Source organism: Marmoricola sp. URHA0025 HA25 (genome assembly GCF_054059435.1).
The window spans coordinates 1,688,926-1,710,267 of the sequence record NZ_JBSSCD010000001.1; the positions used below are offsets into that span (position 1 = coordinate 1,688,926).

Genomic DNA, 21,342 nt, shown 5'->3' on the forward strand with positions numbered 1-21,342 from the left:
CGTGTTTCCACCGATCGCCGGTCCGGTGCCAGACGCTACTCTGGTCCCGCGGATGGGCTGGCCGGGCGACCGCGGGGAGGGCAACCTCCTCGAGGAAGGTCCGGGCTCCACAGGGCAGGGTGGTGGCCAACAGCCACCCGAGGTGACTCGCGGGAAAGTGCCACAGAAAGCAGACCGCCACCGCCTCCGGGCGGTGGTAAGGGTGAAACGGTGGTGCAAGAGACCACCAGCGCGGCGGGTGACCGTCGTGGCTCGGCAAACCCCACCTGGAGCAAGACCAGACAGTGAGCGTTCGAGGGCGGCCCGCCCGAGCTCACGGGTAGGTCGCACGAGGGTGTCGGCAACGGCACTCCCAGATGGATGGTCGCCAACCGTGTCGTCGCGAGGCGGCACGGCGAACAGAACCCGGCCTATGAGCCAGCCCATCCGCACCGGGCTGCTACAACGCGAGAGGTTGTCACGTCCACGGCGAGGCTGCAGGCCCTCGAGGGTCTGGCCTTGCAGTCCCATCTAGTCGGAGCCTACGGGGACTCAGGCCCGTGATGGAGTTCGCGGCTCAAACGCAGGCCGAGGTCGTCGAGCGTCTCGTCCGAGACGACGGATGGTTTCGCAAGCGCAACATCTGGGGGCCAGAGCTGGCCGATTGCACTGCGGACATCGTCGAACCGCTGCGCATAAGGTGCGATTCCGTGCTCGCTGGATGAATAGCCAATGAGTAGAGTGAGCGCACCGATGGGAACAACGCATTGCGCGACACGGACGTCGAGTTCTGCTGTTGGGGGCGCGCCGTCCGGCCGACCGCTCAGGTGAGTGAAGTTTCCAGTTGTCGCATAGCCCAATTGGCTGTGGACAGCAAGGACCGCCCAACCAGCGGGGACGCGGCGCTCTTGCCGTAGCCGTCGCGATTGGCGCGTTCTCCAGGAACCAAGGGCGAACGGTTCGAGGGTGGATCGGAGCAGGGCGAACTTCACGGCCCAGCACGCGATGTTACGCCGATCCGAATCGCTCAGTGTCCAGTCTGGTAACTCCAGGAGCGCAGCGAGCACCGGTACGCCAGCCCGGTCGACTAGAGACATCCACCCGGAACGACACCGGCCACAGACCCCTGGAAGCAAGTCACGAGAGGGGTTGAAACGACGAACACCAAAGTCGGAATCGCCACCGAGTTCGGCCGACTCGTAGATCTGATCCGCAGCCGTATATCCGGACCTGCGCATGATCGACCGAGGCAACAATTCAGCGCCAGGAAGATCGCCGATGCGCCCGCAGAAGTCGCATTCCCCATGATCGTCAAGCGCTTCGGTCAAGGGTTCAGCATGATCGAAAAGCCACTCGGCCACGTCTGACGGCCCGTGGTTCCCTCCGACGACATCCAGCACGAAGCGCTCGCCTTCGCCCGGGTCGACTGCCATGAGATCCTCGCCGTTCAAGCGCAGAAACGTTGCGGCGGTTACCCACGCGGTTCGCTTGTTTCCATCAGAGAAGGATTGCGTCGTTGCGAGTCCATGAAGTAGAACGCCAGCCTTATCCCAGATTGTTGGATAGAACTCGGCCTCGCCGAAACCGCTCCAGGATCGTGCCAACGATGCTTCGAGACCGCGACGATCAATCACACCTGCGCCAAGACCGCCGTAGCGTTGATTGAACTCGATGACCGTATCGACGTCGAGATATTCGAAGCTCACTTAGAAAGCCGCTTCAGCAGCTCCTTATCGCGTTTGGCAACTTGTTCGGCTTCAGCCAGGGCGCGTTCGCGCCGAGCCACGCGCGGCGCGGCACTTGGCTTCTGTTGGGGCGTCGCTTCCTTCTGCCCTTTGGACTTCGTCGCCATTGTGAGAAGGATACCGGTATCGCGGCCCTGTCCATCTATCGATCGAACCGTAGGGGGCAACACATCGACTGACGGAAGGCCTCGTGGCCCCGCGAGGCGGCACGGCGAACAGAACCCGGCCTATGAGCCAGCCCATCCGCACCGGGCGGGGGACCTGCCGGTCAGCAGCCTTCGCGCCTCGATGACCACGACCCGGTGGTCCGTCAGCGGTGGTGCACGGCGACGACCTCGAACCTCTCGCTGCCGCCGGCGACGTCGCGCTCGCGCACGACACCGACCCCGCGGGCGTAGAGCTTCGTCGAGATGACGCCCGGCTCCAGACGCGACCACTCGAAGGTGCGCAGGACGTGGTGGAACCGGCGCATCGGCACCTTCACCGAGGCCTTGAACCCGACGATCCACGCCTGGTCCTCGGCATGTCCGGGCCAGTACTCCTGCCGGTAGGCGTCGGTCGCCTTGGGATCTGCAGGCATGATCAGACCGGCGGAGGCTCCGTCCACCCCGGCCTCCCAGCTGCCTTCGCGGCTCTCGACGTGACCGTGCCGGTCGTACGTCGCGGTGCGCTCACCGAAGTACCAGACGTTGCCGTTGTCGTCGTCGGCGTACCAGTCGGACGTGGCCTCGGCGAGGCTGCCGCCGGCCCGCCGCAGCACGTCCCGTACGACGCGCACGGTGACGCCCTGCACGACCCGCGTCCGGTCGGTGACGCGCACCCGCTCACGGAACCGCCGGCCCTCGTCGGTGCCGCGCAGCAATGTCGTCGTGCCGGGCTCGATCGGGAACCACGGGTTCGTCACCGGATGGCTGAAGTCGGCCGGGTCCATCGTCGACGGAATGGCCGACGACTCGGCGACAGCCGGGGCGCCGGGCTGCGCCGTGCCGGCGACCACGGCGGCGGCGACCGCCGAGACCGCCAGGGCTGTGAAGGTCTTCCGCATCGGTCCTCCTCAGAACTTGTCGCTTCTCCGATTCTCCTCCTCCGACGCTGAGATCAAGCTGAACGCGGTGCGGCGTCGGGAACCTCAGGGCCGCGGCCCGCGGCGGTTCGCCCGCATCGTGCGGAGGAGGTCGAGCAACCCGGTCGCCGCGAGTGCGACCAGCACGAGCAGGATCGCGAGCAGAGCCTCGTCGAGCACCCCGCGCAGGATCACGGCCAGCGCCGCGAGCGACAACGGGAGCCAGACGGCGGCGCACACGCGTCGAGTCATCGTCCCCATGGCGACCACGGTAGGAGCGCCAGTTGAATCCACGCTGACAGTCAGCCTCTGTTCATCTCAGGTGAGGATGCTGCACGTCATGGACAGCCCCGTCGAGACACGATCCCGCCCGGTGCTGATCGTCGGCGTGGTCGCATCCTCGCTGCTCGTGGTCTGGGCACGTCTCGACCCGAGCCTGGGGGGTGACCTCGCCGCTCAGTACGCGTGGGCGTCCTTCGCGCGGCTCCACCCGACCAGCGCGTACGACCTCGCGTGGTACGGCGGGATGCACCCGGTGTCCTACAGCGCTCTCTCGCCGTACGTCATGGCGTTCCTCGGCGTCCGGACCACCATGGTTCTCAGCGGCATCGTCTCCGCCGGGCTGCTGGCGCACCTGCTCGTGCGCAGCGAGTCCGTCCGGCGGCCGTTGTGGCCGGCGCTCTACGGGACCCTCGCGCTCACCGCGAACGCGGTGTCCGGGCGTGCGACGTTCAGTCTCGGCACCATGTTCGGGCTCGCGGCGGTCACGGTGGTGGTCACGTGGCCGAACGCCCCGACCTCCGGCCGTCGCGCCTGGAGCCGTGGCCTCCTTGCCGCGGCGCTCTCGGCCCTGGCCGCCGCCGCCAGCCCGGTCGCCGGGCTCTTCGTCGGCATCGCGGCCGGCGCGCTCTGGCTCGGCGGCCGTCGCACCCGCGCGTACGTCGTCGGGCTGCCACCGCTCGTCGTCGTGGCGGCTTCCGCCTGGCTGTTTCCGTTCAGCGGCCGGCAGCCGATGCACCTGGCGTCGGCGATCCTGCCCGTCGGTCTGGTCGTTGCGAATCTCCTGCTGCTCCCACGATCGTGGACCACCGTTCGCATCGGCTCCGCGCTGTACGGCTGCGCAGTGATCGCTGCGTGGGCAGTGCCGTCACCGGTGGGCAGCAACATCGTCCGGCTGGGCCTGGTCTTCGGCGGCATTCCGCTCGTCGCACTGGCCGCGGATCGGGCGAACGCTCATTTCCGCATGACCACCCGGCTCCGACGGCGCTCCGGCTGGGCGATGGCTCTGCTGGCCCTCGCCATCGGGGCTTCCACCATCTGGCAGGTGAGCGTGGCCACGAGCGACGCGATCGGATCGCGACCGGACGCCCAGGCGTCGTGGACGATCACACCGCTCGCGCACCAGCTCCAGGCACGGGGAGCAGCTCTCGGCCGCACGGAGGCAGTACCGACGAAGAACCACCAGGAGGCTGCCGCCCTCGCCGGCTACGTCAACCTCGCACGCGGATGGAACCGACAGGCCGACGCCGAGCGCAACCCCCTGTTCTACGGCAAGGCTCCGCTGACGGCGTCGACGTACCGCGCCTGGCTCGACACCTGGGCCGTGCACTTCGTGGTGGTGTCGACCGACCGGCCCGATCCGGCGGCCGAGGACGAGGAGGCGCTCGTCACCGGCGGCCTGCCGTACCTGCATCCGGTGTGGACCGATCGGCGTTGGACGCTCTACCGCGTCGATGCGCCCGCGCCGGTCGCGGACCCTCCGGCGGAGGTGGTCCGGTTCACCGCTGCGGGTCTCGAGCTGCGGCTGCCGCGTGCAGCGACCGTGCTGGTGCGGATCCCCTACTCGCCGTGGCTCAGCCTCGTCGACCCGAGGGGCAGGCGGATGACGATCGGACGTGAGGGCTGCTTCTCTGCACAACCCTCCTCCGCCGCCGACCAGGGACACTGGCTGGTCCTGCACGCGCAGGAGGCCGGCACCTATCGCATCGCCGCGCCCTATGCGCTGCCGAGGGGTACGCCGTGCGTCGGGCGATGACCCAGGGCGGCTGTGTCGGCGGGCGCCCGGACGCCTACGCTCCGGAGCTCGCGTGGACGGTGCGGACGGGCAGCTCGAAGTGCTGGAGGCGGTGCTCGAGGTCCTGGTGGAGTCGGCTGGCCAGGTGGTGCGCCGGCACCGACAGGATGATCTCGTCGATCGGCTCGTTGAAGAGGACCTCCTCGATCGCGTCCATCGGGTCGTGACGGACCGAGACGGATCCGAGGACCGGCCCGCCCGCCGCGGCCTCGAGCGTCGGGAGGGCACGCAGCAGGGCTTGCTCGGCCTCCCGTGCCTTGTCGTGGCGCTCGGGGTGCAGGAGGTGGATCTCGGCTCGTGCCGGGTTCAGCACGATGATCCGGAACTGGACGTCTCCGGCCTCGGCGCGCTCCTGGATGGCAGCGACCAGCTCCGTGGTCGGGTCCGCATGATCGGTGACGACCAGGATCCGCTCGGTACGGCCGAGGGCGATCACGCCTTCCGCCTTCCGGGCTCGGACCGGTCGAGATCGGCTGTGACCGGATGGCTGAGCTCCGTGCGATCCTTGTCGGTCCTCGTCAGGTAGATGACGACCGCGAGGATCGTGCCGAGGAAGAGGACGCTGGTCCCGAAGGTTCCCAGCCCGAGTCCGCCGTCGCTCCTCGACGACGCGAGGTAGTCGCCGATGTTCGCGCCGAGCGGACGGGTGAGGATGTAGGCCAGCCAGAACGACAGCACCGGCCCGGCTCCGAGCCGCCACGACGCGAGCACCGCCAGGATCAGGCCCAGCGGCAGGAGGACCGAGACGCCCGCCGACCAGCCCGTCAGGTCGAGGGTCCAGTCACCCACCGCCGTCCCGAGCGCGAAGGTCACCAGCACCGTCAGCCAGTAGAAGCTCTCCCGGGGGGTCGTGACGATCGTGTGGATGGACAGGGTGCGCTCCCTGGCGTACCAGGTGCCGAAGACGGCCGCGAGCAGGAGGGCGAACACGGTCGAGCTGATCCACAACGGCACGTCGTGCCCGTCGGTGAGATTGTCGGTCAGCAGCGTCCCGACCACGCTGATCAGGACCACGGCAAGCCAGTAGACGCCCGGGACGTAGCGGTCGACGCGGAACTGGACGACCAGCGTGACGACCAGGGCCAGGGAGAACACCAGAGTGGTGTTGGTCAGGCCGAAGCCCAGCGTCTCGTTGATGTAGTCCGCGAAGCTCTCGCCGACCGTCGTGCAGAGGATCTTGATGATCCAGAAGTACACGGTGACCTCGGGAACCTTGTTGAGCATGACGCGGGCACGGCTGACGGTGTGGTCGGACGACATGCGGGCACGTTAGGGGTTGGTTCCTGACCGCAACCTGACAGCAACCCCGGTCAGGGGACGGGGATTTCGCTGGGCGCGACGGGCGAGATCTCGACGATCCTCAGCCCGAGGTCCTCGAGCTGCTCGGCGAGCCAGCGGCCGGTCTTCAGCGGCTCACCGCCACCGACGGCGATCGTCGTCGCGTGCTCCCTGTCGTCGTAGGAGAGCAGTAGCAGGTCGTCGCCCAGGTCGAGCGCCACCGACCTGTGGTCCTGCGCGAGCGCCCCGACCCCGATCAGTGCCGAGCGGATCGACCCCAGCGGTGCTCGCACCGACACCAGCACGGGTGTCGCCCCCTGACCTCCTGCCCCCATGAGGGAATGGTCACCCATCGAGGCCGCTGGGGCAATCATCGTCTCGTGTCATCTTTCGTGGCATGAGTCACTCGCGCTCCGTGGGATACCCGGCACCCATGAGCCGTGAGCTGCGTGACCTTCTTCGCGGCATCGTCGAGAAGCAGGACCTGATCCAGGGCTGGGCGGTCGACGTCGGCCCTGGCGGCTCGGCCCTGCGGGCCGAGACGAGGCGCGTCTTCGGCAGCCGCGATGCCGCGCTCGACGCCGCCCGCCGCCTTCTCGACGAGCTGGTCCGAAGCAGTCCGCGTGAAGTGATCGCTGCGGCCCCGACGACCGTGGTCGACCAGGAACGACGCGACGGACAGGCGTGGCGGGGCGTCGTGGACCTGGACCTGGCCCCGCTCTGAGCTGTGCGGTCTCGCGGCACGCCGCGCCACGGACGGCCGGAATCACGACGGCCGTGCCAGTGTTGGAGGAGCGTGAGGATGGTGGACATGGAGGACAGCTTCGAGCTGCGGGCACCCGCAGTGGTGTTCCCCGGTCAGCGCGATCTCGGATCGGCGTACCGGGTGGCCTACGACCTGCTCGCCCGGCGGGCGGCCGACGAGGCCCTGGAGGTCATCGAGCCGGCCCTGGAGGCCGAGCCCGGCAACACCGGCCTGCGCGTCCTGCGTGCGTGGGCCTACCTGATCCGCGTCCAGCTCAGGCGCGCCGAGGCCGAGCTCACCCAGCTCGCCGAGGAGCACCCCGATGACGACTGGGTGCGCTTCGCGCTCGGGCGCAGCCTCGAGCGCCAGTCCCGGTACGCCGAGGCGCTCCCGCACCTGCGCCTGGCCGCCGCCATGTCCGGTGACCCCGAGCACGAGCTCGCGGTGCTGCGCGTGGAGCGGCTGCACGCGGGTCTGTGACGCCCGACGGCCGTCGCGCTCAGTGAAGTGACGAGGTGTCCACGGCCTCGAAGGCCGACGCCGGGATGCGCTTGAGCTCCTCGATCAGCGCCGGTGGCCAGTGGCCGTTGCGCTCCCCGGTGAAGAACCACGGCGAGCCGTTGTCCGCGAGCACCAGCCCGTAGTCCTTCATCGCCGTGATCACCACGCGGGCGAGCGGGCTGTAGCCGCCGGCGTCGAAGCCGGCCTTCATCCGGAACCTCGCACCCATCGGCGGGCAGGCCAGGCTGTCGGTCGACCCGGCGTCGTGCCGCGCCGGCCAGAGGTGGTGGCGGCTGGTGACGTCGGTGGTGAACCGGATCGCGTGCGCGACGTTGCCGGCCTTGACCTCGTTCCAGCGCAGCAGACCGGGCAGGATCGGCAGCCCGGCGGCGTCCGCGGACGTCCAGCCGTCCGGGCGAAGGGCGTTGCTCCCGAGCGACCAGGTCGCGCCCGACCCGGCCCGCCAGTGCCCGTTGCGCACGCGGGTGTTCCAGGTCTCGTAGAGGCGGCACACGCCCTTGCGGACGACGATCGCGTGCTTGTCGCCCGCGGAGTTCCGACCGCCCTCGATCTTCGTGTCCGTGCCGAGCGGGTAGCGCACGTGGTCGCTCTCCGACGAGTAGTCGAAGCGCACCCGCACCCGGGCGTGGTGGCGGCCCACGACGGTCACCGGGATGCCGTAGTTGGGTCCGTCGCCGAAGGACGGACCGAAGTCGGGGTGCAGGTTGCGGTCGGTCGACATGTGCGAGAGCCAGGTCGCGCTGCGTGCGTCGACCGGCAGCGACCGGATGTCGGTGTTCCAGTAGTTGTCGGCCGGGAACGCGCGGCACGTCGTACCGGCGATCGGGACGACCGCGACCGAGCGTCCCGGTCCGGGGCGCGCGACGGCGCTGCCGCCCGCCACGAGCAGGGCCACGACCGGCACGAGGGCGACGAGGCGCCTCATGGCAGCGTCAGGATCTCTGCGCCGCTGTCGGTGACCAGCAGCGTGTGCTCGAACTGCGCCGACATGCGCCGGTCGCGGGTCACCACCGTCCAGTCGTCGTCCCACATCTCCCACTGATGGGTCCCCAGGTTGAGCATCGGCTCGATCGTGAACGTCATCCCGGCCTCCATGGTGGTGTCGTACGACGGGTCGTCGAAGTGCGCGATGACCAGCCCCGAGTGGAACGAGGTGCCGATGCCATGGCCGGTGAACTCCCGGACCACGCCGTACCCGAACCGGCGGGCGTAGGCCTCGATCACGCGTCCGATCACGTTGATCTGGCGGCCGGGCTTCACCGCGTTGATCGCCCGGCGCAGCGCCTCCTCGGTGCGCTCGACGAGGTCGCGCACCTCCTCGCTGACGCCCGGGGTCATGAAGGTCGCGTTGGTGTCGCCGTGGACGCCGCCGATGTAGGCGGTGATGTCGATGTTGACGATGTCGCCGTCCTCGACGACCCGGCTGTCCGGGATGCCGTGGCAGATCACCTCGTTGGCGCTGGTGCACAGCGACTTCGGGAAGCCGCGATAGCCCAGGGTCGAGGGGTAGGCGTCGTGGTCGAGCAGGAACTCGTGGCCGATCCGGTCCAGCTCGTCGTGGGTGACCCCGGGGGTGACGTGCTTGCCGACCTCCTGCAGCGCCTGCGCGGCGATCCGGCCCGCGACGCGCATCCGCTCGATGGTCTCGGCGTCCTTGACCTCGGAGCCGGTGAACCGCGCGGGTCCGGGCTTGTCGACGTACTCGGGCCGGGGAATGTTGGCGGGCACCGGGCGACGCGGCGAGATGGTTCCGGGTACGACGGGGGTCACCCGGCGAGTGTAGTTTCAGGAAGATGAGTGAGTTCTGGTACTGCCTGAACCATCACGCGGTCGAAGGGGCAGAGGGCTGCAGCTACGCCGACCGCCTCGGCCCGTACCCGACCGAGGCGGAGGCGTCCCGGGCGCTGGAGAAGGTCGAGGAGCGCAACCGGGAGTGGGACGACGATCCCAACTGGAACGACTGACCCGGTGGACGACCAGGAGATCCCGGGCCGGATCCGTGACATCCGCGCGTATCGGCCCTCGTTCGTCGGCATGTCACTGCTGGCGTGCGCACCCTTCCTGATCCTCGGTGCCGCCGCGGCCTACGGAGCGGTCGCGACGGTCGTGCTGCTGCTCTGCTGGCTGGTGCTGCTCTCGGTCGGCTCCATCTCCTTCAAGCCACATCCGCGCCGCGTGCTCGTCGCCGGAGTGCTGTCGATCCTCGCGTGGGCTGCGGCGGTCCTGTTCGCCCGGTGAGCGTCAGTGCGGCGAGACCCGCAGCACCGAGTCGTCCGTCCCGTTGGACGTGGTGACCAGGAGGTCGCCGTTGCCGGCCCGGGTCACCGAGCGCAGCCGTCCGAACGTGGTCACCTCGGCCGGAGTACGCGCCCACATGAAGTGTCCGGCGCTGTCGAACTTGAAGAAGACCAGCCGGCTGGCCTTGAGTGCCGCGACCGCGAGGGTGCCGTCGTACTCGCCCCAGCGTGCGCCCCGGACCCAGGTGGCACCGGAGGTCGCGAGGGTCGGGACGCCTGAGCTCCACCGCGCCGGGACCTGTACGCCGGGCAGCGAGTCGTCGGTCATCGGCACGTCCTCGTTGTAGCCGGGCACCGGGTTCCAGCCGTAGTTGCCGCCGGCGAGCACCTCGTTGATCTCGTCGTCACGGTCCGGTCCGTGCTCGACCGACCACAGGGTGCCGTCAGCACGCTGGGCCAGGCCCTGGACGTTGCGGTGGCCGTAGTTGAGGACGTAGCGGGTGGTGCGCGACGGCGACGACGCGAACGGGTTGCTCGGGAGCGGCTTGCCGGTGAACCGGCTCATCCGCAGGACCTTGCCGCCCAGGGAGCCGAGGTCCTGCGGGTTGGTCCCGGTCGCGGCGTCGCCGGTGCCGACGAGCAGCGCGCCGGCGCGGGTGATGAGCAGCCGGCAGCCGCCGTGCCGCCCGCTGGTCGCCGGCAGGCCGGAGACCAGGGTGCGGATCCGGCGCACGCCGGTGTGGTGACGGTTCATCCGCCAGGCCAGCACCCGGACGTCGTGGCCCGTCGCAGTGAACCCGCCCTGGCACGTGTAGATCCGGCGGTTGCGGGTGAAGGCCGGATCGACCGCGATCGACATCAGCCCGGTCTCGCTGCTCGCCCAGACGCTCGCCGACGGGAACCGGAGCACCCGCGTCCGGCCGGCGTGCCACAGGAGCAGCCGCCGGGTGTCGCGCTCGGTGATCAGCAGGCGGCGGTGCGGCAGCCGCTGCACGTCCCAGGGCGTCGCGAGCCCGCGCACCTGGCGGGTCACCGAGAGCGTGGGAAAGGCCGAGGCTCGTGCGCGACCGGGTGTCGCGCCCGGAGGCGAGTCCGGCGCCGGCTGTGCCGAGGCCGACAACGGGATCGCGAGCGCAGCAGACAGGACCAGGACCGGAAGACTCCGCATGCGCCCACGCTACGACGCGTGCGGACGGTGCGACAGGCGTGTGTGGCTCAGCGCTTCGCGGCCAGGACGACGGTGTCGGTCACCGTCACCGGACCGTCGGGTCCGGCGACCTCACGGGTCGGGGCGTCGGCCACCCGGATGTCCCACTGCCCCGGACTGAGCGCCTCGACCACCCGGTCGGGCCCGAAGAGGAGCTCCGGGTGCCCGTGGCCGCTGCGCAGGCCGGTCGAGAGGTCGTCCGGGTGGTGGCCGACGACCAGGAGGAGTCCGCCGGGGCGGACGGCGCCGCCGAGGGTGCCCATCATCTCGGCGAACCGCTCGACCGGCGGGTGCAGGTACTGGGCCGACACCAGGTCGAACTCGTCCGGCAGGGGAGCGCCGGTCATCAAGTCGTGGTGCAGGGTCGTGACACGCTCGGCAAGACCGGCCTCGGCCGCATGGGCCGCCGCCCGCGCGAGGGCGACCTCGGAGACGTCCAGAGCGGTGACCTCCCAGCCCTGGGTCGCCAGCCAGACGGCGTCGGCGCCCTCGCCGGCTCCGACGTCGAGGGCGCGGCCCGGGCTCACGCCGGTGACCTGGTCGACCAGGCGGGGATTGGGCCGGCCGCTCCAGATCTGCTCCGACTCGGCGTACCGCGCGTCCCAGGTCTCCTGCCGGAACAGGTCCGCGACGTCGTCGTGGCTGCCGTGGTGCTCCGGGTGCATCAGAAGGAGTGCTCGGGTCCGGGGAACGTGCCTGCTCGCACGTCGTCGGCGTAGGCCTTCGCCGCGTCGAGGAGCACGCCGTGCACGTCGGCGTACTGCTTGACGAACTTCGCCATCCGGCCGGTGCGCAGCCCGAACGCGTCCTGCCAGACCAGCACCTGGCCGTCGCACTGGTTGCCCGCGCCGATGCCGATCGTCGGGATGGTGAGCTCCTTGGTGACCTGTCCGGCCACTTCGCCCGGGACCATCTCCATCACGACCGCGAACGCACCGGCGGCCTCGACCTCCTTGGCGTCGTCGAGGATCCGCTGGGCGGTGTCGCCCCGGCCCTGGACCCGGTAGCCGCCGAGGGCGTGCTCGCTCTGCGGGGTGAAGCCGATGTGCGCCATCACCGGGATGCCACCTCGGCTGAGCAGCTCGATCTGCGGCGCCATCTCGTGACCGCCCTCGAGCTTGACGCAGTGCGCGCCACCTTCCTTCATGAACCGGACCGCGGTGTCGTAGGCCTGCTCCGGCGAGCGCTGGTAGGAGCCGAAGGGGAGGTCGCCGACGACCAGGGCGCGGTGTGTCGACCGGGCGACCGCGCGCGTCAGCGGGATCAGCTCGTCGACCGTGATCGGCAGGGACGTCTCGTTGCCGAGCACGTTGTTCGAGGCGCTGTCTCCGACGAGGAGGACCTCGATGCCGGCCTCGTCGAAGGTGGCGGCGGTGTACATGTCGTACGCCGTGAGCATGGCGAACCGCTCGCCGCGCTCCTTCATCTCCCGCAGGTGATGGGTGCGGATCCGCCTGATCGGCCTGCTCGCCTCCGGCTGGGTGGCGCCGCTGCCGTAGGGCGCGGCCACCTCAGGGTTGCTCTCGCTCATCGTCGAGCTCCTTCATGCTCTCGAGGCTCCCTGACGGAGTCCCCGGACCGCTCTCAACGCTAGCCCCGCGCGCCCGGTTTGGGGACTGTGGCGCTCGTCACCGGCGTGAGGACGGCTTTCCCGGGTCGTCGGGCCAGCTTCCCGGCTCCGAGGGAAGTGCCCCCTCGCTGTGTCGACGTCGCCGGCGAATCATCGAAGCGACGGCCGGACGGCCGTCGACCCACCGGAGGTGATGACCGTGAGACGACTGCTGCTGACGACCGGGGCCCTTCTGGTCCTGCTGGTGCCCACCTGGCCCGCGTCGGGGCACGGCGCGCCCGGCACGATCGTCGTCCCTCGCGACTACCCGACGATCCAGGCCGCCCTCGACCACGCTCCGGCGGGGGCCACCGTGGTCCTCGGACCGGGCACCTTCGTCGAGGAGATCGTCATCGACCACGACGTGACCCTTCGCGGGTCCGGCGTCGGCACGACGACCGTGCGGTCGCCGGCCGCGCTCACGTCGTACGGCGTGCACCTGCCGGACGGTCGCGCCCTGACCGCTGTCATTCGCATCGGCCACGGGGCCCGGGTCACGATGTCCGGCCTCACGGTGGCGGGCCCGATCCCTTGCGGTGTCGAGGCGACCGGGATCCACGCGCTCCAGCGCGCCACCCTCGACCTGTCCGACGCGAGGGTGACCGGGATCCAGGCCGACCCGGCGAGCTGCCCGGCCGACGATGCAGCCGGTCGCGCGATCGTCTACGGGACGCCGCCGCACATCGAGGTCGACGGACAGCGCGGCACGACGGCCTTCGGCCGAGTGCACGACGTCCGGGTCGACCACTTCCAGCATGCCGGGATCTCCGTCTCCGGTCCCGCCGACGGACCGCGCTCCGTCGTGACGGTGGACCACACCCTGGTCGCAGGTGGCTGGACGATCCCCAGCTTCCAGGCAGGCTTCTGGATCGACGTGGACGCGGTCGTCGACCTCCACGACAACCAGGTCCGCGACGTCGTCTGCGGCGGCTTCGGCTGCGGACCCGACCCGATCTTCGAAGGCCAGGGAATCGGTGTGCTGCTGCTCTCGCTCGAGCCGGGGACGCGGGTCGTCGACAACGAGATCGACAACAACGACGTCGGCATCACCCAGGTCGACAGCCCGTCGTGCTGTCTGGTCGCGCACAACACGCTCGGCGGCAACCGCTACTTCGGGATGATCGTCCAGGACGGTGACGGGAGCACGCGCGCGAACACGATCACCGGTGGCCGGATCGGCGTCGGCGTGGTCGCGGACGCCGTCGACACCGTCGCCCAGTTGCGGGGAGATCGGATCAGCGGGACGACCGAGGCGCCGGTCCGCGAGATCGAGTGCTGCGGCTACACGGCCAGAGCGGTCGTCACGCCGCGTCAGTGACCGTACGGTCCGTAAGCGCGGGTCACCGTGGCGACGTGGACCCGGTAGTCGGAGTACCACGTCGTCCGGCCGCGCTCCTGCGCGACGGCGTGCTCGTGGACCTGCTTCCACCCGGCTGCAGCCGCGTCGTCGACCCAGTAGGACACCGTGATCCCGAACGCCCCCTCCCGAGCCGACTCGTAGCCGAGATAGCCGGGCTGCTGCTGCGCGAGCTCCTGCATCCGGGCGCCCATCACGGCGTACCCATGGTCGCCGTCGGTCCGGGTGCTCGTGAAGATCACGGCGGTGTACGGAGGCTCGGGACCCCGGCCGCCTGCGAACGCACTCATGGCGCCAGTCTGCCGTGGGGCCGCGCCAAGGTGGTCGAGCAGCGAACTTGCGGCCGATCAGACGAGACCCGGCGACCTTGGGCAGGCACCCAACCACCGGTGGTCGAGCAGCGAGCTCGCGAGCGGCCAGTCGAGACCTGGTGGCGGCGGGCAGCGACCGAACCTCGGGTGGTCGAGCAGCGAGCGTGCGAGCGATCAGTCGAGACCCGGTGAGGTCGGGCAGGGACCCAACCACCGGTGGTCGAGCAGCGAGCCTGCGAGCGATCAGTCGAGACCTGGTGACCTTGGGCAGGGACCGAATCCCGGGTGGTCGAGCAGCGAGCCTGCGAGCGGCCAGTCGAGACCTGGTGAGGTCGGGCAGGTTCGCAACCACGGGTGGTCGAGCAGCGAGCCTGCGAGCGATCAGACGAGACCTCGGTCTGTGGGTGGTTGGGTTCTTGGCAACGACGACGCAGTACGCCGCGGGGCTGGGCTGGGCGATCGGGTGCGGTCGCAACCACAGGTGGTCGAGCAGCGAGCGTGCGAGCGATCAGTCGAGACCCGGTGAGGTCGGGCAGGGGCCGAACCACCGGTGGTCGAGCAGCGAGCCTGCGAGTGGCCAGTCGAGACCTGGTGACCTTGGGCAGGGACCTGACCGCTGGTGGTCGAGCAGCGAGCCTGCGAGCTGCCAGTCGAGACCCGGTGACCTGGGACGGGGACCGGACCCACTGGTGGTCGAGCAGCGAGCTTGCGAGCGGCCAGTCGAGACCCGGTGAGATGCGGCAGAGACCCCACCAAGATTCTTCGAGAAAGTTCTCCGATTCCCATCCCGGTAAGGCGAAACCGGGCTGGTTCTGTCGGTGGCCACCCCTAGATTCATCACATGGACTCGGGCACCACCACTCTGGACGCAGCCGCCGTGCTGGGTGCTGCCCGAGCCTTCCGCACCCAGGCCAACACTGCCGAGGCCGGCGTGCTCGCCACCGCGTTGGAGTGGGCCCACCTCCATGTCGTCGACGACCTGGAGGTGGCGGCGACCTGGGTGGTCGCCGAGGGTCGCGACACCGGGATCCCGATCGGCGGGCAAGGGTGCCCGTGGGTCTCGGAGTTCGCGGTCGGGGAGTTCGCCACCGCCCTGGGTCTGACCGACCGGTCCGGACGCGACCTGATCGCCTGTGCCCTCGAGCTGGCCCACCGGTTGCCGAAGACCTGGTTCCGGGTCCAGGAAGGCACCCTGGTGGCCTGGCGGGCCAAGCGGATCGCCGAAGCCACCCTGCACCTGAGTTTCGAGGCCGCCCAGTTCGTGGATGCCCAGTTGGCGCCGTTCGCGCACAAGACCGGACCGGCCCAGACCCAACGGTTGGTCGACCAGGCCATCGCCCGGTTCATGCCCGAGGTCGCCGCCGAAGAACGTGCCCGGGCTGCGGACCAGCGGTACTTCAGCATCGAGCACGACCAGGTTTCCTTCGCCGGCACCTCCCGGGTCCACGGGGAGCTGGACCTCGCCGACGCGTTGGACCTCGCCGACGCCGTCACCGCTGGTGCCCAACAGCTCGCCGACCTCGGCTCCACCGAACCCCTGGACGCCCGGAGAGCGGCCGCGGTCGGGATGATCGCCCGCGGGGAACACACGCTGCCGCTGGAGCCCGGCGGGCCAGCTGACGTGGTGCGGTCCGAGACCGGGCGGGTGCTGCGTCGGGGCCGGTCCGGTGGGCGGCGGCGTGAGGTGGTGTTGTTCGTGCACCTCTCCGCCGACGCCCTGGCCACCGGTGATCCGAACGTGCCGGTGCTGCTGGACAACGCCGGCGGACAGCTGGTCACTGCCGGGCAGGTTGCCGAGTGGTGTGGGCGCCCCGAGACGTCCCGGGTGGTCGTCAAACCCGTCATCGACCTCAACCAGCACCTCGAAACCGATGCCTACCGGGTGCCTGACCGGATCGCCGAACAGGTCGAGCTGCGCGACCGCACCTGTGTGTTCCCCTGGTGCCAGCGACCGGCCCGGTCCTGCGACAAGGACCACGTCATCGCCTACGACCCCGACGGGCCACCGGGCCAGACCAGCACCGAGAACCTGGCCCCGTTGTGCCGAGGCCACCACCGGATGAAGACCCACGGCGACTGGACCTACACCATGCTCGAGCTCGGTGCCTACCTGTGGCGCTCTCCCTACGGGTACACCTACCTGCGCGACACCACCGGCACCGAGGACCTCACCCCGGCCCCGGTCGACCCACCACCACGACGAACCAGCTGACCCACACCCCGCCGGGCACCCGGCGGGGCCACCAGCATGCCCGGGTCACCGGGTCTCGACTGATCGCTCGCAGGCTCGCTGCTCGACCACCCTCGGCCTGTGTCCCGCTGTCGGGTCAGCAGGTCTCGGCCCCCCTGGGCCGGGCTTCCTGCCCCGGGTCACCGGGTCTCGACTGATCGCTCGCAGGCTCGCTGCTCGACCACCCGTCGGGTTACGTCTCGACCACCCCTGGGCGGGCTCACTGCCTCGGCTGACCAGATCTCGACTGATCGCTCGCAGGCTCGCTGCTCGACCACCCTCGGGCTGTGTCCCGCTGTCGGGTCAGCAGGTCTCGGCCGCCCTTGGGCTGGCTCCCTGCCCAGGGTCGCCAGGTCTCGACAGATCGCTCGCACGCTCGCTGCTCGACCACCCGGTGGTTGAGCCTGTCGAAACCTCCGCAAGCTGGCGCCAGGCGGCACCTGGCCGCGAAGCTCAAGTCGGCTCGCCGCCGTACCTGACGCGTCATTTCGGGGTGCGCGTCGGTCTGCGAGACTGTGAATGTGGACTTCAACTCCTGCTATGCCCACGGGTTCGCACGAGTAGCGGCCTGCACGATCCCGATGGCGCTCGCTGATCCGGGCGCCAATGCGGCAACGGTCCTCGCGGAGGCGCGGGCGTGCCACGACGAGGGCGTCGCCATGGCCGTGTTCCCCGAGCTGTGCCTGAGTGGCTACAGCATCGACGACCTGTTCCTCCAGGACGTGCTTCTCCGAGCGGTCGAGGAAGCGATCGCGACGATCGTCGCGGCCAGCGCGGAGCTGCGGCCGGTCATCGTCGTCGGGGCGCCGCTGAGCCGGGGCAACCGGGTCTACAACTGTGCCGTGGTGATCCATCGCGGGCGCGTCCTGGGCGTCGCGCCGAAGTCGTACCTGCCGACGTACCGGGAGTTCTACGAAGCTCGCTGGTTCGCCTCCGGCGCCGACCAGTACGACGGCCACATCGTGCTCGCCGGCGAGGAGGTGCCGTTCGGCAACGGCCTGATCTTCACGGCGACCGACGTCCCCGGGCTGTCCCTCCACGTCGAGGTCTGCGAGGACATGTGGGTGCCGATCCCACCCAGCGCCAACGCTGCGCTTGCTGGTGCGACCGTCCTGGCGAACATCTCCGGCAGTCCGATCACGGTCGCGCGCGCGGAGGACCGGCGGCTCCTGGTCCGCTCGGCGAGCGCCCGCTGCCTCGCGGCGTACCTCTACGCAGCCGGAGGTGAGGGCGAGTCCAGCACGGACCTGTCCTGGGACGGCCAGACGATGGCCTACGAGTGCGGCGACCTGCTGGGGGAGACCGAGCGGTTCCCGAGTGGTCCCCGCCGCACAACCGTCGACGTCGACCTCGACCGGATCCGCCAGGAGCGCCTGCGCCAGGGGACCTTCGACGACAACGCCAAGGCCGAGGGGGTCTCGACAGGATCGACCACCGTGGTCGAGTTCACCCTGGAGCCGCCCGACGGCGACATCGGCCTGCGGCGCAAGGTCGACCGGTTCCCGTTCGTGCCCGACGACCCGGCGCGGCTCGCCCTCGACTGCTACGAGGCCTACAACATCCAGGTCTCCGGCCTCGAGCAGCGCCTGCGCGCCATCGGGCAGCCCAAGATCGTCATCGGAATCTCCGGCGGCCTCGACTCGACCCACGCGCTCATCGTCGCCGCCAAGGCGATGGACCGGCTCGGCCGGCCACGCAGCGACATCCTGGGCTTCACCATGCCGGGCTTCGCGACCTCCGACTACACCAAGAGCAACGCCACCCGGCTCGCCAAGTCGCTCGGGGTCAGCTTCGAGGAGCTCGACATCCGACCGGCCGCCCGCCAGATGCTCGAAGAGATGGGACATCCCTTCGGCCGCGGCGAGGAGGTGTACGACGTCACCTTCGAGAACGTCCAGGCCGGCCTGCGCACCGACTACCTGTTCCGGCTCGCCAACCAGCGCGCCGGCATCGTGCTCGGGACGGGCGACCTCAGCGAGCTCGCGCTCGGCTGGTGCACGTACGGCGTCGGCGACCAGATGTCGCACTACACGGTGAACTCCGGCGTTCCCAAGACGCTGATCCAGCACCTGATCCGCTGGGTGGTCAGCGCCGACCAGTTCGACGCGGACGTCGACGACGTGCTCACCGAGATCGTCGAGCAGGAGATCAGCCCGGAGCTCGTCCCGTCCAAGGACGACAAGCCGCAGAGCACCGAGGACACGATCGGGCCCTACGCGCTCCACGACTTCACGCTCTACCAGGTGCTGCGCTTCGGGTTCCGGCCGAGCAAGATCGCCTTCCTCGCCCGGCACGCCTGGTCCGACGCGGAGACAGGGGAGTGGCCTCCGGGCTTCCCGGAGCAGCGACGCATCTCCTACGACCTGCCGGCGGTCAAGCACTGGCTCGACGTCTTCCTCCGCAGGTTCTTCGCCAACCAGTTCAAGAGGTCGGCGATCCCGAACGGCCCCAAGGTCTCTGCCGGTGGTTCGCTGTCGCCGCGGGGCGACTGGCGGATGCCCTCCGACGCCAGCGCGGCCGCGTGGCTGGCCGACCTGGCCCGGGTCCCGGATGGCGCGTGACCCACGCGTCCTCGTCGTCCAGCACCAGGACGACTGCCCGCCGGCACTGATCGGGCGGTGGCTGCTCGAAGCGGGGTGCGTGGTCGACATCCGGCGCCCGTACGCCGGTGGCCTGCCGCTGCCGGTCGACCTCGCCGACCACGAGGGGCTGCTCGTGCTCGGTGGCTCGATGGGAGCCGGCGACGACGAGGCCCACCCGTGGCTGCCGTCGGCCAAGGAGCTGTTCCGGGTCGCGGCTGCCGAGCGCAAGCCCGCCCTCGGGATCTGCCTCGGCCACCAGCTCGCTGCCGTCGCGCTCGGCGGCAGGGTCGAGCCCAACCCGGCGGGCCGTCAGTTCGGCGTCCTCCCCGTGGGCTGGACGGATCGGGCCGCCGGTGACCCAGTGCTCGGCACCCTGCCGGCGCGCGCCATCCACTGGAACAACGACGTCGTCACCGAGCCGCCGCGCCGCGCAGTCGCACTCGCGCAGGCGCCGGACGGCACCCTCCAGGCTGCGCGCTTCGCCGACACGGTCTGGGGCGTCCAGGCCCACCCGGAGGTCGACGACGCGATCGTCGAGGCGTGGGCCGCCGACGAGCGCGACGACATCGGCGCCGAGCTGGTCGACCGGCGGCTGGCCGAGATGATCTCGGCGGGCAGTGAGCTCGAGGCCGCGTGGCAGCCGGTGGGCCGCGGCCTTCGCCCGGCTGCTGCGGTCCTAGGACTCGACGGCGGCGAACCACCCCGAGGGGCCGATGTCGGTGCCCATCCGCGGGACGTACTGGTCGAAGTAGATCCGGGCGATCAGCTCGCGCCGGCTGCGCACGCACGCCTTGTCGAAGACCGACTTCAGGTGGTCCTGCACGGTGTAGGGCGAGAGGTGCAGCCTCGTTGCGATCTCCTTGGTCTCGACCCCCTGGAGCACCAGCAGCGTGACGTCGCGTTCGCGTGGCGTCAGGTCGAAGGCAGCGACCACCAGCGGCACGATCTCCGGGGGCCGCGCCTCGTCGATCGTCACGACGACATCGCCGGCGGCGCCGTCACGCGCACTCAGCGTGGTGGCGTGCAGCGTCAGCCACATGCCGTTGCGCCCGCGCGTGCGGCACCGCGGAGGGTGGTCAAGGGTGCCGGCGGCGTACCGCCGGGCAGCCGCCACCAGCGCAGCGACGACACCGGTCGGCAGCTCGGTGCTCGTCGTGAGCTCGGTGAGCCGTTCCTCGGCTCCGTCGCTGAGCTGCGTGATGGTGTCGTCCGCGCCGACGATGAGCACGGCCGGCCCGGAGGCCGGGACCGCCGCCGCCGACATGAGCCCGGCGAGCAGCCCGGTGCGCATGCCCAGAGCAAATGCCGTGGAGAGCGAGGACATGAACGCCACGTCCGCCGCGTCGAAGGGGCGGTCGGAGTCACCGCGGAAGATCGACATCCCTCCCCAGACCTGGTCGCCGTCGCGGAACACGGTCCGCAGCTCGTCGCCGTAGTCGAAGTTCGGCCGCATGAAGTCGTCGAGGCGTGAGGTCGGCTCGTCGCCGGTGCGGTTCCACTCCTGGATGGCGACCGCCGGGAGGTTGCGAGCAGCGAGCTCCCGTAGCGCCACGGGGTTGGGCGGGGTGAACTCGAGCAGTCCCCACTGGGCATCGTGCTCGTCGCGGCCGAGCAGGTCACCGAACTTGTGCGCGCCGGTGTTGAGGCGCGTGCTCGGGTCTAGGTGGGCGACGCAGGCGCCGACGTGGGGGACCACGCGGCCCAGGGAGGCGATCGCCTCGGCGAGGAAGTCCCGGGTCTCGAGACCGGCGCGGGCGATCACGTCGATGTCGCGCTGCACCCGCCGCGCAGTGAGGTCCCGGCTCATGGATGAAGTGTGCGTGAAGGGTCGCCGCGGGCGCCATCCCAGAGTTGTGGGGGGTCGAAACACCCCAAGGACTGGGATGGTCCGTGCCCGGTGGTCCGGCCAAGACTCGACGGCATGCAGACCACCACCTCCCGACTCGCCGCACCGCCCGTCGCCCTCAACCCGTCGGCCGCCGTCGTGTGCGACGGCCACGACCAGGGTCAGCGGCGCGATGCAGTGAGCAGCCTGCTCACCGTCGCCGGGCAGGGCCCGTTCGACGAGCATGGTCGGCTGCTGCACCTCGACGACCCTGTCGCCCAGCTGTTGCTGACGCTGGCGAACGTCGGCGCCGTCCTGGCGGCGGGAGGGCTGGGCTGGCCGGATGTCGCCCAGCTGCGGGTGTGCTCCACAGATCTCGACGTCCTGCTCGACTGCTACGACGCCGCGGTGGAGCACCTCGCCGACTTCGACGCCCGGCCGCCGACGACCTTCCTCGAGGTACGCCGGCTGCCGGTGCGCGGCATGACCGTCTGCATCGACGCACTCGCGGTGCGCTGACCCACGACTCGGGACAAGAAGTCTCGGACAACCAGAAGCTCCATCGAAAGGAAACATCA

General features: G+C 70.2%; 23 protein-coding genes, 1 other RNA gene and 1 pseudogene. 11 read left to right on the plus strand and 14 right to left on the minus strand.

Features of this window, described 5'->3' with window-relative positions:
- Positions 1–53: 53 nt before the first annotated feature.
- Positions 54–429: RNase P RNA component class A (rnpB, locus tag ACVW00_RS08220), an RNA gene on the plus strand.
- A 92-nt stretch (positions 430–521) separates the two neighbouring features.
- Here the strand turns inward: rnpB and ACVW00_RS08225 are convergent.
- The 4 genes from ACVW00_RS08225 to ACVW00_RS08240 form a co-directional block, all read right to left on the minus strand.
- Entirely contained in the window at positions 522–1,685 is a 1,164-nt protein-coding gene (locus ACVW00_RS08225; protein WP_457110412.1) for a type II toxin-antitoxin system death-on-curing family toxin, read from the minus strand.
- Positions 1,682–1,831 (minus strand): hypothetical protein, encoded by a 150-nt coding sequence (locus ACVW00_RS08230; RefSeq protein ID WP_457110413.1) that lies wholly within the window; start codon positions 1,829–1,831, stop codon positions 1,682–1,684. Before ACVW00_RS08230 ends, ACVW00_RS08225 begins: the two co-directional genes overlap by 4 nt.
- A 203-nt stretch (positions 1,832–2,034) precedes the next feature.
- Positions 2,035–2,769 (minus strand): hypothetical protein, encoded by a 735-nt coding sequence (locus tag ACVW00_RS08235; RefSeq protein ID WP_457110414.1) that lies wholly within the window; start codon positions 2,767–2,769, stop codon positions 2,035–2,037.
- A gap of 84 nt (positions 2,770–2,853) precedes the next feature.
- Positions 2,854–3,048, minus strand: coding sequence for a hypothetical protein (locus ACVW00_RS08240; protein WP_457110415.1), 195 nt, complete (start codon positions 3,046–3,048; stop codon positions 2,854–2,856).
- 79 nt (positions 3,049–3,127) lie between these two features.
- Between ACVW00_RS08240 and ACVW00_RS08245 the strand changes: the two genes are divergently transcribed.
- The gene (locus ACVW00_RS08245; RefSeq protein ID WP_457110416.1) at positions 3,128–4,822 is read left to right on the plus strand and encodes an MFS transporter; all 1,695 of its coding nucleotides are present in this window, start codon (positions 3,128–3,130) and stop codon (positions 4,820–4,822) included.
- 34 nt (positions 4,823–4,856) lie between these two features.
- Here ACVW00_RS08245 and ACVW00_RS08250 read toward each other — a convergent pair whose 3' ends face one another.
- The 3 genes from ACVW00_RS08250 to ACVW00_RS08260 are packed head-to-tail and all read right to left on the minus strand — an operon-like array spanning position 4,857 to position 6,474.
- The gene (locus ACVW00_RS08250; protein WP_457110417.1) at positions 4,857–5,297 is read right to left on the minus strand and encodes a hypothetical protein; all 441 of its coding nucleotides are present in this window, start codon (positions 5,295–5,297) and stop codon (positions 4,857–4,859) included.
- Entirely contained in the window at positions 5,294–6,121 is an 828-nt protein-coding gene (locus ACVW00_RS08255) for a COG4705 family protein (RefSeq protein ID WP_457110418.1), read from the minus strand. Before ACVW00_RS08255 ends, ACVW00_RS08250 begins: the two co-directional genes overlap by 4 nt.
- A gap of 50 nt (positions 6,122–6,171) precedes the next feature.
- Entirely contained in the window at positions 6,172–6,474 is a 303-nt protein-coding gene (locus tag ACVW00_RS08260; RefSeq protein WP_457110419.1) for a hypothetical protein, read from the minus strand.
- A gap of 98 nt (positions 6,475–6,572) precedes the next feature.
- On the opposite strand from ACVW00_RS08260, the gene ACVW00_RS08265 reads away from it, so the two are divergent.
- Positions 6,573–6,863: a hypothetical protein gene (locus ACVW00_RS08265; protein WP_457110420.1), complete on the plus strand. Its 291-nt coding sequence runs from the start codon at positions 6,573–6,575 to the stop codon at positions 6,861–6,863.
- 87 nt (positions 6,864–6,950) lie between these two features.
- Entirely contained in the window at positions 6,951–7,364 is a 414-nt protein-coding gene (locus tag ACVW00_RS08270; RefSeq protein WP_457110421.1) for a tetratricopeptide repeat protein, read from the plus strand.
- A 19-nt stretch (positions 7,365–7,383) separates the two neighbouring features.
- Here ACVW00_RS08270 and ACVW00_RS08275 read toward each other — a convergent pair whose 3' ends face one another.
- Both ACVW00_RS08275 and map read right to left on the minus strand, forming a co-directional pair.
- A complete protein-coding gene (locus ACVW00_RS08275; protein WP_457110422.1) occupies positions 7,384–8,331 on the minus strand; it encodes a hypothetical protein in 948 nt (315 codons plus the stop codon).
- Positions 8,328–9,176, minus strand: coding sequence for a type I methionyl aminopeptidase (gene map, locus ACVW00_RS08280; RefSeq protein ID WP_457110423.1), 849 nt, complete (start codon positions 9,174–9,176; stop codon positions 8,328–8,330). Before map ends, ACVW00_RS08275 begins: the two co-directional genes overlap by 4 nt.
- 23 nt (positions 9,177–9,199) lie before the next feature.
- Here map and ACVW00_RS08285 point away from each other — a divergent pair, with 23 nt between their 5' ends.
- Together ACVW00_RS08285 and ACVW00_RS08290 are read left to right on the plus strand one after the other, a co-directional pair.
- Positions 9,200–9,370 carry a hypothetical protein gene (locus tag ACVW00_RS08285; protein WP_457110424.1) on the plus strand — a complete coding sequence of 57 codons (171 nt, stop codon included), beginning with the start codon at positions 9,200–9,202 and terminating at the stop codon, positions 9,368–9,370.
- A 4-nt stretch (positions 9,371–9,374) separates the two neighbouring features.
- Entirely contained in the window at positions 9,375–9,644 is a 270-nt protein-coding gene (locus tag ACVW00_RS08290) for a hypothetical protein (RefSeq protein WP_457110425.1), read from the plus strand.
- A gap of 3 nt (positions 9,645–9,647) precedes the next feature.
- Here the strand turns inward: ACVW00_RS08290 and ACVW00_RS08295 are convergent, their stop codons facing one another.
- Genes ACVW00_RS08295 through panB form a run of 3 tightly spaced genes read right to left on the minus strand, consistent with a single transcriptional unit; the run spans position 9,648 to position 12,381 of the window.
- Positions 9,648–10,811 (minus strand): PQQ-dependent sugar dehydrogenase, encoded by a 1,164-nt coding sequence (locus tag ACVW00_RS08295; RefSeq protein ID WP_457110426.1) that lies wholly within the window; start codon positions 10,809–10,811, stop codon positions 9,648–9,650.
- A 47-nt stretch (positions 10,812–10,858) separates the two neighbouring features.
- Positions 10,859–11,515: a class I SAM-dependent methyltransferase gene (locus ACVW00_RS08300; RefSeq protein WP_457110427.1), complete on the minus strand. Its 657-nt coding sequence runs from the start codon at positions 11,513–11,515 to the stop codon at positions 10,859–10,861.
- Positions 11,515–12,381 carry a 3-methyl-2-oxobutanoate hydroxymethyltransferase gene (gene panB, locus ACVW00_RS08305; RefSeq protein ID WP_457110428.1) on the minus strand — a complete coding sequence of 289 codons (867 nt, stop codon included), beginning with the start codon at positions 12,379–12,381 and terminating at the stop codon, positions 11,515–11,517. The genes ACVW00_RS08300 and panB overlap by 1 nt, the downstream gene beginning before the upstream one ends.
- A 238-nt stretch (positions 12,382–12,619) precedes the next feature.
- Between panB and ACVW00_RS08310 the strand changes: the two genes are divergently transcribed.
- On the plus strand, positions 12,620–13,777 hold the full coding sequence (locus ACVW00_RS08310; RefSeq protein WP_457110429.1) for a hypothetical protein: 1,158 nt from the start codon (positions 12,620–12,622) through the stop codon (positions 13,775–13,777).
- On the opposite strand, the gene ACVW00_RS08315 is transcribed toward ACVW00_RS08310, so the two are convergent.
- Positions 13,771–14,106 carry an antibiotic biosynthesis monooxygenase family protein gene (locus ACVW00_RS08315; protein ID WP_457110430.1) on the minus strand — a complete coding sequence of 112 codons (336 nt, stop codon included), beginning with the start codon at positions 14,104–14,106 and terminating at the stop codon, positions 13,771–13,773. The two genes, ACVW00_RS08310 and ACVW00_RS08315, sit on opposite strands and share 7 nt — an antisense overlap.
- 862 nt (positions 14,107–14,968) lie before the next feature.
- On the opposite strand from ACVW00_RS08315, the gene ACVW00_RS08320 reads away from it, so the two are divergent.
- The 3 genes and pseudogenes from ACVW00_RS08320 to ACVW00_RS08330 form a co-directional block, all read left to right on the plus strand.
- Positions 14,969–16,339, plus strand: coding sequence for an HNH endonuclease signature motif containing protein (locus tag ACVW00_RS08320; protein ID WP_457110431.1), 1,371 nt, complete (start codon positions 14,969–14,971; stop codon positions 16,337–16,339).
- A 533-nt stretch (positions 16,340–16,872) separates the two neighbouring features.
- The gene (locus ACVW00_RS08325; RefSeq protein WP_457110432.1) at positions 16,873–18,918 is read left to right on the plus strand and encodes an NAD(+) synthase; all 2,046 of its coding nucleotides are present in this window, start codon (positions 16,873–16,875) and stop codon (positions 18,916–18,918) included.
- Positions 18,908–19,447: pseudogene (locus ACVW00_RS08330) on the plus strand (type 1 glutamine amidotransferase); the annotation flags it as partial. The gene ACVW00_RS08325 and the pseudogene ACVW00_RS08330, both read left to right, overlap by 11 nt.
- Positions 19,448–19,615: 168 nt before the next feature.
- On the opposite strand, the gene ACVW00_RS08335 reads toward ACVW00_RS08330, so the two are convergent.
- A complete protein-coding gene (locus ACVW00_RS08335; RefSeq protein ID WP_457110433.1) occupies positions 19,616–20,746 on the minus strand; it encodes a helix-turn-helix transcriptional regulator in 1,131 nt (376 codons plus the stop codon).
- A 114-nt stretch (positions 20,747–20,860) separates the two neighbouring features.
- On the opposite strand from ACVW00_RS08335, the gene ACVW00_RS08340 reads away from it, so the two are divergent.
- Positions 20,861–21,283: a RidA family protein gene (locus ACVW00_RS08340; protein ID WP_457110434.1), complete on the plus strand. Its 423-nt coding sequence runs from the start codon at positions 20,861–20,863 to the stop codon at positions 21,281–21,283.
- Positions 21,284–21,342 lie beyond the last annotated feature (59 nt).

Bases quoted from the DNA above. Each gene is read 5' to 3' on its own strand.
- ACVW00_RS08340 (WP_457110434.1), top strand. From the start codon at position 20,861: ATGCAGACCACCACCTCCCGACTCGCCGCACCGCCCGTCGCCCTCAAC.
- ACVW00_RS08255 (WP_457110418.1), bottom strand. From the start codon at position 6,121: ATGTCGTCCGACCACACCGTCAGCCGTGCCCGCGTCATGCTCAACAAG.
- ACVW00_RS08285 (WP_457110424.1), top strand. From the start codon at position 9,200: ATGAGTGAGTTCTGGTACTGCCTGAACCATCACGCGGTCGAAGGGGCA.
- ACVW00_RS08265 (WP_457110420.1), top strand. From the start codon at position 6,573: ATGAGCCGTGAGCTGCGTGACCTTCTTCGCGGCATCGTCGAGAAGCAG.
- ACVW00_RS08320 (WP_457110431.1), top strand. From the start codon at position 14,969: ATGGACTCGGGCACCACCACTCTGGACGCAGCCGCCGTGCTGGGTGCT.
- ACVW00_RS08335 (WP_457110433.1), bottom strand. From the start codon at position 20,746: ATGAGCCGGGACCTCACTGCGCGGCGGGTGCAGCGCGACATCGACGTG.
- ACVW00_RS08235 (WP_457110414.1), bottom strand. From the start codon at position 2,769: ATGCGGAAGACCTTCACAGCCCTGGCGGTCTCGGCGGTCGCCGCCGCC.
- panB (WP_457110428.1), bottom strand. From the start codon at position 12,381: ATGAGCGAGAGCAACCCTGAGGTGGCCGCGCCCTACGGCAGCGGCGCC.
- ACVW00_RS08315 (WP_457110430.1), bottom strand. From the start codon at position 14,106: ATGAGTGCGTTCGCAGGCGGCCGGGGTCCCGAGCCTCCGTACACCGCC.
- ACVW00_RS08300 (WP_457110427.1), bottom strand. From the start codon at position 11,515: ATGCACCCGGAGCACCACGGCAGCCACGACGACGTCGCGGACCTGTTC.
- ACVW00_RS08270 (WP_457110421.1), top strand. From the start codon at position 6,951: ATGGAGGACAGCTTCGAGCTGCGGGCACCCGCAGTGGTGTTCCCCGGT.
- ACVW00_RS08240 (WP_457110415.1), bottom strand. From the start codon at position 3,048: ATGGGGACGATGACTCGACGCGTGTGCGCCGCCGTCTGGCTCCCGTTG.
- ACVW00_RS08245 (WP_457110416.1), top strand. From the start codon at position 3,128: ATGGACAGCCCCGTCGAGACACGATCCCGCCCGGTGCTGATCGTCGGC.
- ACVW00_RS08275 (WP_457110422.1), bottom strand. From the start codon at position 8,331: ATGAGGCGCCTCGTCGCCCTCGTGCCGGTCGTGGCCCTGCTCGTGGCG.
- ACVW00_RS08230 (WP_457110413.1), bottom strand. From the start codon at position 1,831: ATGGCGACGAAGTCCAAAGGGCAGAAGGAAGCGACGCCCCAACAGAAG.
- ACVW00_RS08260 (WP_457110419.1), bottom strand. From the start codon at position 6,474: ATGGGGGCAGGAGGTCAGGGGGCGACACCCGTGCTGGTGTCGGTGCGA.
- ACVW00_RS08295 (WP_457110426.1), bottom strand. From the start codon at position 10,811: ATGCGGAGTCTTCCGGTCCTGGTCCTGTCTGCTGCGCTCGCGATCCCG.